The organism is Flaviflexus huanghaiensis, assembly GCF_014118685.1.
Lineage (GTDB): Bacteria > Actinomycetota > Actinomycetes > Actinomycetales > Actinomycetaceae > Flaviflexus > Flaviflexus huanghaiensis.
Genome location: NZ_JACFAK010000022.1, coordinates 1 through 9,916, shown reverse-complemented (window position 1 = coordinate 9,916; position 9,916 = coordinate 1). Strand labels below are relative to the sequence as shown.

The window sequence follows — 9,916 nt, the reverse complement described above, 5'->3', positions numbered from 1 at the left end:
GCTGCCTGCCCACAGGTGTCAATGGTGCGTTAGCGTGGGACATGAAGACCTCCGGTTACTGGATGCGAGCGTGGTAACCCACATCCTGCCGGAGGTCTTCATCTAACTCGAGCGTTCACAACCTCCCAAGGAACTACACCTAGCGCCGCATGAAGGGTGTCATTCTTAACCGAAAGCGCTCCCCGGAATTCAACCTGAAAAGACAGCTCGATTTCCGGGGAGCACTTTACGAACTACTCTCCACGGCGACCTCGAATCAGCCCCGCACCACTACATCATCAGCTGGTATTCCTCCCAGGGATTCTCACGGCCGCGCCCACTAACGAGTAGACCCTAAAGCGCGAGCGGCCCCGCACTACCAGTGGCACCCGCCCGCGCTACCGGATCAACCCAGCCCTGCGACCGAACACCTCGGCTAAACAATTTGGCGGGAGATAAGACGTACCGATCCCTACCAATGAGCAGCTCGAACGCTCATTCAGGAATTTTCAACAAAGACCCTCAGCGGCGGATTTAGTTCTGCAAGAACTGCATCGGCCAGCTTCCCAATCACCAGAGAAGCCCTCCAAACCTTTTCTGAAAGGCCCTCGATCGACTCCCCCTCGTCAAACGAGATGGGGCACTTCAGAATTTGCATATAATAATTCGTCTTGGTGAAGTCGATGGGATGCGCGCTCTGCCCGAGCTTTCGAACAAGCTTCTCCGCGAACTCGCCTCGAAACCGTTCGAAGTAGGCCAAGTTCTCCCCCGAGTATTCCGTCTTGAGATCTTTCCGTGGCTTGTATGGCCTCGGCGCAACTTTGAATCCGAGTTTTACTTCACCCCTATTGAGGCGATCCGACGAAACCGGGATGCCGAACTCCAGAGCGAAGCCCTCGAATTCCGGCCGTTCCGCGACTAGCTGCCACTCTTTGCGCGTGTAGCCTAATTCAAAGCCGCTGCCGGCGTAGACCCACGGCTCTTTGATTGCCAACTCCTTTGAAGCCGAGCTGAGTTCATAAAGCTCCAGCCCGAGAAGCTCAGCCGCCCGCCGTGTGTACTTTCGCTCTAGCAGTGGCTTCGTTTCGACGAACGAACGGAGCTGCGCGAACGGCGTCCTGGCATCGAGCGCTCTGAGCGCCTCAAACTCTGAGCTGGTGTCTGGACCCAAGTACTGAAGGACGTCACGAAGCAAAAGTGCGGCCAATGACATCTTTTCGTTCGAGTTTGGCTCCTCTTCAAGCGAATGTTGCCATGCTGCGAAAGTCGTACTGCGAACTCCACTGGGGAGACCCTCTTCGGGGACAACGGTCAGGTATGTAAGATCGGCACCGCACTCCACGCCGCCCGGTAAATCCGGGAAAAGGTCTTCACGCACCCTGCTGAGGAACTCCTTGTCCACGCAGGCCTCAAGGTACCGATCGAGCTGCTTATGACCCTGCTCGGCCGTGACCTTTGTCTCGACTACGTGTATTCCAACCCGAGTTCCATCCCAGACACCAATTACGACGTCAAAGCGATTTCCGCTGAACAGATATTCAGAGCACGCGTTGATTTCCAGGTGTGATCCCTCGTATTGCTCTTCTTTGAAGTCAGGTCGGATTGACTTTTCAAGCGCTGCGAAAAGATTCCTGCCTTCCTCACGGTTCATGGCGATTGCAATGAGTCTCGTAACCTGGGTTTCTCGATGAGCGAATCCCGTTAGTTCAGATACTGTTCTCGATACCAATTGTTCACCTCGCGCCGCCTTCTCTTTTCAAAATCATACGCGCATGCTCGCTAGGATGGCTCGGCTTACACTCACAGACGCGGTGGGCTTCGGGGTCGGAGCCGCGCGCGGCTGCCATGTGAGAATCTACCCGGCGTCGGAGTTCGCTCGTTCCTGATCTGAAGTGGACCCTGCAGCTCGATCACATTCGACTCACGCACAAGCTCGACCAGTCTCTGCAATTAGAGTTCCGCGAGAAATCTCTGCCTCAATTCCGAAGCACCGGCTCCGCTATGCGAAGATTCTTTTCAACTGTAAGGAGTCCATATGGAGAGTGTTGAGCAATGGCTGGCTGATCTGACTGATCCGATCACGGCATGGCTGGGTGGGATCAACGACTGGGTGTACAGCTGGGTCGTCATCCTCGCTCTCGTCGGCACAGGCGTGCTCATGACTTTTGCAACGCGAGGTGTTCAGTTCCGCCACCTTGGCAATATGTTCCGGCACCTGCGGAACTCGAGGAAGGATGCCAAGGGCGGAATCTCATCCTTCCAAGCCTTCACCATCGGCATGGCGACTCGGATCGGCATTGGCAATATCACCGGCGTTGCGCTGGCGATGATCCTCGGCGGCCCGGGCGCTCTGTTCTGGATGTGGATCGTTGCCTTCTTCGGAATGGCGACCGCCTTCGCGGAGGCCACTCTCGCCCAGCTCTTCAAGAAGCGTCAGGAGGATGGAACGTTCCGCGGCGGCCCGGCCACCTACATCCTCCACGGCACAGGCTCGAAGACTCTCGCCAATCTCTTCGCCGTATTCATGGTCTTCTCCATGGTCGTGGCGATGCCGATGGTCCAGGCCAACTCGATCTCGGGCGTGCTCTACGGCAGCCACAACATTCCTCCCTGGGTCTCCGGCATCGTCATCGCCGTTGCCACGGGTGTTGTTCTTATCGGCGGAGTCCGCGGCATCGCCCGGGCCACCGAGTGGATTTCCCCCATCATGGCGATCGCGTACCTCATCACCGCCATCGCCATCATCGCCCTTAACCTCGACGCCCTCCCGGACTTCTTCAGCGATGTGTTCCGCTCAGCCTTCGGTCTTGACGAAGCACTCGCCGGCACGGCCGGCGGCATCTTCGCCGCCATCCTCAACGGCACTCGCCGTGGCCTGTTCTCCAATGAGGCGGGCATGGGAACGAACCCGAACGCTGCGGCGACCGCCACGGTCGCCCACCCGGTGTCCCAGGGCCTCATCCAGTCCATCGGAGTCTTCTTCGACACGATGCTCGTGAGCACGGCGACAGGCTTCATCATCCTCACCTCGGGCGTGGTGAGCCTGCAGGGTGCCGACCAGTCGGCCGCCTCCAATCTCACCGCTGACGCGGTGATGGGGACTCTGGGCGGGTGGATGGCGATTCCGTTCTCCCTCATGATCTTCTTCTTCGCCTATTCCTCGATCCTCGGCGCCTACGCCTATGCAGAAGCGAACCTCGTGTTCCTCGGATGGACGTCACGTGCCTGGAGGATCGGCTCGAGGGCAGTCGCAATCTTCTGCGCCGGCATCGGCGCCGTCCTGGCCGTGCCTTTCGTGTGGACACTCATGGACTCGGCCATGGCCACCATCACCCTCCTCAACCTCGTCGGCGTTCTCGCACTCACCCGCTGGGTCACCACGGCCCTCAAGGACTTCGAGAAGCAGCTCGCCGAAGGCAGGGAGCCCGAGTTTGATGAGGACACCGCTGGGCTTCAGAAGAAGCTGCCATCGGATGCATGGGTGCTGAGCGACTGAGAGTCGCTGGGAAGCAGAGACCAAACGCTCTACCGGGCCCGGTAGACATCTCGCAGCCGGTCGCTCAGCAGGGAGCAGTTGGTCGCTCAGCAGGGAGCAGTTGGTCGCTCAACAAGGAGCAGTTGGTCGATAGCAGTTCTTCGACAGGCAACCTTTGCTTAGATGGTGGAGATCCGGTGGCCGCAAGCCGCTGACGATCAGCATAGAGGCCAGATGGATATCGGCAGTCGGTGCCCATGCAAGGACCAGTCATTTGAGCTGAGCAGGTTGGACGGCCGATACCGCTTGGTCAATCGAGCTCCTGCACCAGGATTTCAACGTCAGATTGCTCGTTCGCTCGACGAACGGGAATTCAAGTCACTGGAGCTGGCCTAGACGGAGAAGCCGGCGGGTACTCGGCTACTCGTCATCCTTCTGATCCTTTAGACCCGCCCATCCGATGAGGATTCCAGCCGTCAGGGCGACAACAGGGAAGTCTTCGAGATGGTCGATGGTCGAGTGGATCGCCAGGAATGCCCACGCCGCCCCCGAGATCGCTCCCCTGTCCCGAGCAGTCTGGGTCGCCAGCAGGAGACCTCCGACGAAGACAGCGGCCAGCAGCACCAAGCCGATGATCCCGTACTCGGCGAGCACCTGAAGGACCAGGGAATGCGTGGCCTCAAGCCCCGGGGTCGTCGATGCCAGCTCTGAAGACGGCGTGAAGGTGCCATGGCCGCTGCCCACTAAGGGATTCTGCTTCCAGAGTGACAGGGCATCATTCCAGAGAATGTGTCGGGCACTGCTGAGACTGTCGCTCTGTGAGAGCCATGCCGGCCACGACTCCCGCGATCCAAGGATCGCAACCGTGACGGCAGCGAATGCGACGAGGACAAGTCCGATTGCCACAGTGATCGCGCGAGGCGGCCCTGTCCTCACGCGATAGACCGCGCTGATCGCGACCAGGAGCGCTGCGAGCAGGAGGAGCGAGGCCTGAGAACCAAAGGCTAGAAGAATACCGATGACGCCTACACCCACCACAAAGGCAACGTGGCGTGACTCACCCATCTGACGGATGCTCCGCGGCACGCGGACGGGAGAGTATTTCGAGGCTTGTTTGGCGGCCGCAGCAGGTGCGGCACCCACCGATTCAGACGTACGCGCCATCCCTGCGATGTCCATTGGTCTTGGCAGGTCGAGGAGAGCGACTGCCGCGATTGCCACAAGGAGCACACCGACGGCGGCACTGGCATTGGCGTAGATCGGGGCGGCGAAAGCCGCAACCGTCAAGAGAATGGGCGCCGCCTCCCGAAGTGAACAGTTCCGCCAGCGATCAACGAGCACTCCCCCTGCCACAGCACCGGCAAGAAGTATGAGTGGCGAGAGCAGGTACGGCGACGAGAAGCTGGGTGGTCGGTGGCTGATCACAGGAGAGGCGAGCACCCAGAGAGTCCACAGCGCCACGCTCAGGACAAAGAAGATTCCTGCTGGTCCGAGTCGTTTCCGCAGTGGAGACACAGACTCAAGGACAACCCGGGCTGACTGTCTCATCCTCGCCGGTCGACCAACGTTTGCAGGGCCGGGATGATGCTCTCCAGGTGGGTGTCGATCGCCTGCGCTGCCGTGATCGCGGCGGCCTGCCCTCGCCTGTAGGGGTCGGCAACACTGTCGCGCTGGCCCGTGCTTCTGTGCCGCCACAGATACTCGGTCACATCATCGAGTCGCGACCCCTCGGGAAGAGACTGGATCTCTCGTGCAGCATGGCCGATGACAAAGGTCTTCGTGGACGCCTGAGGCCACTCATCGAGAATGTACCGGCGATGCTCTGGCGCCATGGTGAGAATCAAGTCCGCGCCTTCAACGAGGTCGCGATCGAGCTGCTGGGCTCGGTGGCTTTGAGCCTCTCCCCTGCCTGCGGTAAGACCTCCCATAGGTGGATCAATGGGTTCACCGACCAGCGCGTGCGTGCCGGCGGAGGCGAACTCGATCCCTCGGGCACGACTGGCTCTTGCCACAACATCCGCGTACGCGGAGCGGCAGATGTTGGCAGTGCAGACAAAGAGCACCCGGTAGGGGCCAGCGCCCCGTTCATAGCCGCGCTTTGTGGGACCCGCAGATCTGCGGAACATCGAGCCCAACCCCGCGGACTTGGCCTTCGGCAGAGAGAGATAAGGGGCAGCCAGGTCCCGCTCTGACAGGACCGAATCGCCTTGGGGGATCGGCCACGGGATCTCAAGGGCGGGGTCGAACAGGTTGGCGGTCTTTGTCCGTTCACGCGCCTCCGGTGTCCAGTGCTCGGAGAGGAGGTAGCTGAAGGTCGTGCCGTCTTCGAGCACCTGATGCGCGTTGCCGACCCCTCGAGGAACAAAGACGGAGGTGCCGGGCGAGAGCTCCTGTGTCGCCACGCGACCATATCCCTCGCCCTCACGCAGGTCCACCCATGCTCCGAAAGCGCGGCCGCTGAGAACACTGACGTACCGATCCCAGGGTTCGGCGTGGAAGCCGCGCGTCACGCCTCGGTGCTGGACGTGTGTGACGTTGTGCTGAACGGGATTGAAGCTCGGTCCGCCGGCAGATTCCAGCTTGGCTTCATGCCAGTTCTCCGTGAACCAGCCATCGGGTGTCTCCTGGAGGGATGAGCTCACAACCAGCAGCCCAGGAATCTCGGTCGATCTGACATCCGGCTCGTTCACACAAGGTCCTCTTCTCGATACTTCTGGCTCTACGGCTCGAGCACGGCGATGAGGGTCGCCGCGAGCTCGGCATGCGCTTCGGCGCCCATCGCCTCGCCGTCGCCGAGTGCCGGCTGCCCTGCATCGACATAAACCCCGCCGACGGATTCAACAGCAGCCTGGATCGACGCCCGATGGAGCGGCGCCCAGTCCGGAACCGAATCGGCGCTGTAGATAGGAGCGACTGCGATGATGCGGGCTTCAGGCAACGCGGCACGAAGATCCGTGTAGTACTGGGCAGCGACCTCGGTCAGCGGGGTATCTCCATCAGCCACTCCCCCAAAGGTGACAACGACTTCAGGCGAGAATTCAGCGATGGCGTCCACAGTGCCCGGGAAGGGCGTACATGGAGAGTCATTGCATACGCGCGGAGGGGTCACGTAGCCCCTGCCAGGCGCCGAGAGGTTGTACAGAGGATCCCACTCGAGCTCGGCGCTGACCGGCCCCACCCACAGGGACTGAGGGTCACCCAGCGAGTTCGAGTCACCGACAATCACCGCCGTCAGACTTGCGTCAGGTGCTGGCACGGAAGTCTCGGTCTCGACTTCTGGATCCGCAGAGGGCACCGCCGGTTCTGTCGAGATGTGAGAATCACTGCTCGTCTCATTACCGAAGTCGAACGAACGGGCTTCGGTCGCATCGCTGGTCGCCGCCCCCCGGCCGCTGGCGAGAGCGGCCAGGCTTAAAGATACGGCGAGAAGTCCGAGAATAATCAGTCCAATGATCGCTAACAGACCTCGACTACGAACTGATCCCATCACTCACTTCCGTTCATAAATTGCCACCGCATGCTACTAATCTCACGGTGAGTCTAAGCCATGAAGAAGCGGACAGCGTGGCTCAGCAGGTACAGTCTGTGTGTACTGTGATTCTGTCAATAGTTCTGCAGTATTCACCCAGCTCAAGAATGTATTAGGACGGTTATGGAACTTCAGCAGTATCTCAAGATCATTCGGGACTACTGGCGAAGTATTCTTGCAACCCTCTTCATCGTAGTAGCGGCCGTTGCCGGCTACACGATTGTGCAAGATCCTACTTATCGGGCAGATGCAACCGTCTTCATCACGGTCGAAAGCGGTGACACTGCGGGTGAGCTCTCCCAGGGAGCCAACTATGCAGAACGGCAGGTGCAGTCCTTTGTCCAAGTAGTATCGACCGCCAGCGTCCTCCAGCCCGTCATTGATGAACTCAACCTCGATGCCACGCCAGCGTCTCTCTCGCGCAGCATCTCGGCATCGTCGCCTAACGCGACCTCGCTCATCGAGATTGCGGCGACCGGGGACACTCCTACTGAGGTTACCGACCTTGCTAACGCAGTCGCTGCCAGTCTCGTGTCCACGGTCGATGACTTGGCGCCGACCAGCTCGGATGGGTTGAACCTTGTCAGTGCCAGCGTTATTGACCCTGCGACGGTGCCGACCACTCCGACAGCCCCGAAGCCGATGACGAATCTTGCCCTGGCAGTGATCCTCGGGCTCCTGCTCGCCTTCGGCCAGGCTCTGCTACGAGAAGTACTCGATACGAGGGTTCGGGATGCTGCCGACATTCAAGAGGTGACAGACAAACCGATCCTTGCGACTGTCGGGCATATCTCGAAAAATATGACGCCGTCAGAGCGACGAGCGCATTCCGAGGCCTACCGCCGTCTGCGTACGAACGTGACGTTTGTCGGTCTGGGCGGCGAAAGGAAGAAGTCCCTTGTCATCACCTCTTCGCTCCTCGATGAGGGAAAGACACAGACCGCTGTGAGCCTTGCGAGCGTACTCGCTCAGGCGGGCGAGACTGTGCTCCTGATCGACGCGGATCTGCGACGCCCCTCGGTCGCCAATCGCCTGCAGATCGACAACGAGCTCGGGCTCACCGACATTCTGACCAAGCGTGGCACATTGGCGGATCTTGCAATTCCCGCCGCGACAAATTTGTGGGTGTTGCCTTCCGGAACGGTCCCGCCGAATCCCTCCGAGCTGCTCGGATCAGGAGCTATGAAGCAGCTGCTTTCCCTCGCAGAACGCGAGTTTGACTACGTTGTTCTGGACACCCCACCTGTCCTTCCGGTGACAGATGCCGTCGTCGTCGCATCGCAGGCTGGAGGAGCTATCGTCGTGTCGCGTGCCGGGGTGACCAAGCGGTCCCAGATCCAATCGACAATTGACGTGCTGGAATCTGGACTGGTATCGACGCTCGGATTAGTCCTGAACGACGCCGAACTCAAGTCTAGGGAAGAGCGCTATGGCTACTATTCGGGATACACACAGGGCGATGCCAACGCAGAGAACGCGGCACCGCGTCTTACGGGCATTGTTCGCGGACGCAGTTGATCTTCCGCGATTGTGCATCTTAGACAGCTTTTCATTTGAGCCATCCCTTGCTGAAGGGTCGCGGGTTTCATTTCGATTCTTTTGTTGTGAGACTTGCAAATAGCGGAAGGTTTCGTTGCCCCGGGTTCCTTGATCGGGCCTTACCGCTTCACGAACACAATCCCCAAGAATGCCCACCTGCTCTCACAACGCCAGGGCTGGCTCTCGCAAACGCGCCCGTCTTGAGCTTCGGAATAGCAGCGTCGACGGTGCAACCCGGGTGTCGAGGGGCCTGTGTCGGAAGCCATACCTCTGAGCAAGGTAGCTATGGTGCTGAGCAGGATGGTTGGGACTGGAGTTGATCCACTCCGCTTCGACTTTGGTATCGCCAATGCCTGAGATCGGGTCGTTAATCATGATCTGCAGCAGGACCGCGCTCAATTCAGCACCACGCTCACGACTACCATGCGGATACAACACTCTAAGGGACACTGCTAACCGCTCTCTATGACTGAGAGATCAACGGCAGAAGATCGAATACGGTTCACCATCGCCGGCTCTCGCAACGACCGAAATCCAGGTGCGCTCGAGGAGAATGCGATATTCTCGACTTCAGGCATAAAGAAATCGCTAACAGGGGATCTAATGGTCGGAAGTCGAACTTGCTCGTTATGTGGTGTTAAGGGACATGACAGACGGTCGTGCAACATTTCCCAAAACGCTGGGCGGTGCAGCGTCTGCGGGTACCACGGCCATGACAAGCGGAATTGCCCTCACAAGTGATCGGTAAGGAAGGAAATCCTCGTCCTGAGTCAGCCGTATTTTTGTTAGCGAGTTTAGCCCCGGTTCTAGGCAGAGATACATTTTGAGAAACGTTTGCCCGCGCGTGTGACTTTGCGCAGACGCGCTCCGCTCCTATTGACCTCGACCGTTTAGGACGCGGGTGGTAAGTCGATGTTGCCCAATGCCGACGTCGGGTCTTTCTAGGTTGTAGTAATCGATCTAGGACTGCACGGCTTGAGCCCTTTCGTTGTCCGATTTCGAGGCTCTGGGGTAAGCCCATTCAGCGGCCAGGGTGCGACTGGGCCGCGCGACTTTGCCGATGGCACTTGGGCAGTTGGGCTTGATGAACTTGTGGCTGATGACATGAGCGTCGATCACAGCGTGGAACGTCGCGGACTTGCGGTAAGCGAACGCGTTGTCAGTGATTACGCGTTCAACACGCAATCCCAACTGTGGCTAGAACTCGACTGCGCCATGTAGACGGCAGCGGTGCAGGGGCATCGCCGTTGATCAGGAATGCCCCTTGGAGTGGATGCTCCTATTGTTGTCAAGCTGCTTTTTCCAATGTGAGTTGGTTGATGGTGGCGGTGGCGAGAGCTTCGAGTTCTCGGTCGGCGCGGGTGCCGATCTCGAGCCGTTGGAGACGCTGCCGG

General features: G+C 59.3%; 6 protein-coding genes. 2 read left to right on the top strand and 4 right to left on the bottom strand.

Annotation, left to right across the window (positions count from 1 at the left end):
• Nucleotides 1-478: 478 nt before the first annotated feature.
• A complete protein-coding gene (locus H7E91_RS11200; protein WP_182355201.1) occupies nt 479-1,630 on the bottom strand; it encodes a hypothetical protein in 1,152 nt (383 codons plus the stop codon).
• A 384-nt stretch (nt 1,631-2,014) separates the two neighbouring features.
• On the opposite strand from H7E91_RS11200, the gene H7E91_RS11195 reads away from it, so the two are divergent.
• Nucleotides 2,015-3,475 (top strand): alanine/glycine:cation symporter family protein, encoded by a 1,461-nt coding sequence (locus H7E91_RS11195; RefSeq protein WP_182355199.1) that lies wholly within the window; start codon nt 2,015-2,017, stop codon nt 3,473-3,475.
• A gap of 399 nt (nt 3,476-3,874) precedes the next feature.
• Here H7E91_RS11195 and H7E91_RS11190 read toward each other — a convergent pair whose 3' ends face one another.
• The 3 genes from H7E91_RS11190 to H7E91_RS11180 are packed head-to-tail and all read right to left on the bottom strand — an operon-like array spanning nt 3,875 to nt 6,941.
• Nucleotides 3,875-5,002: an O-antigen ligase family protein gene (locus tag H7E91_RS11190; RefSeq protein ID WP_182355197.1), complete on the bottom strand. Its 1,128-nt coding sequence runs from the start codon at nt 5,000-5,002 to the stop codon at nt 3,875-3,877.
• Entirely contained in the window at nt 4,999-6,144 is a 1,146-nt protein-coding gene (locus tag H7E91_RS12185) for a dTDP-4-dehydrorhamnose 3,5-epimerase family protein (protein WP_182355196.1), read from the bottom strand. The genes H7E91_RS11190 and H7E91_RS12185 overlap by 4 nt, the downstream gene beginning before the upstream one ends.
• A gap of 29 nt (nt 6,145-6,173) precedes the next feature.
• The gene (locus H7E91_RS11180; RefSeq protein WP_182355194.1) at nt 6,174-6,941 is read right to left on the bottom strand and encodes an SGNH/GDSL hydrolase family protein; all 768 of its coding nucleotides are present in this window, start codon (nt 6,939-6,941) and stop codon (nt 6,174-6,176) included.
• A 165-nt stretch (nt 6,942-7,106) separates the two neighbouring features.
• On the opposite strand from H7E91_RS11180, the gene H7E91_RS11175 reads away from it, so the two are divergent.
• A complete protein-coding gene (locus H7E91_RS11175) occupies nt 7,107-8,501 on the top strand; it encodes a tyrosine-protein kinase domain-containing protein (protein ID WP_182355192.1) in 1,395 nt (464 codons plus the stop codon).
• Nucleotides 8,502-9,916 lie beyond the last annotated feature (1,415 nt).

Bases quoted from the DNA above. Each gene is read 5' to 3' on its own strand.
- H7E91_RS11200 (WP_182355201.1), bottom strand. From the start codon at position 1,630: ATGAACCGTGAGGAAGGCAGGAATCTTTTCGCAGCGCTTGAAAAGTCA.
- H7E91_RS11195 (WP_182355199.1), top strand. From the start codon at position 2,015: ATGGAGAGTGTTGAGCAATGGCTGGCTGATCTGACTGATCCGATCACG.
- H7E91_RS11190 (WP_182355197.1), bottom strand. From the start codon at position 5,002: ATGAGACAGTCAGCCCGGGTTGTCCTTGAGTCTGTGTCTCCACTGCGG.
- H7E91_RS11180 (WP_182355194.1), bottom strand. From the start codon at position 6,941: ATGGGATCAGTTCGTAGTCGAGGTCTGTTAGCGATCATTGGACTGATT.
- H7E91_RS11175 (WP_182355192.1), top strand. From the start codon at position 7,107: ATGGAACTTCAGCAGTATCTCAAGATCATTCGGGACTACTGGCGAAGT.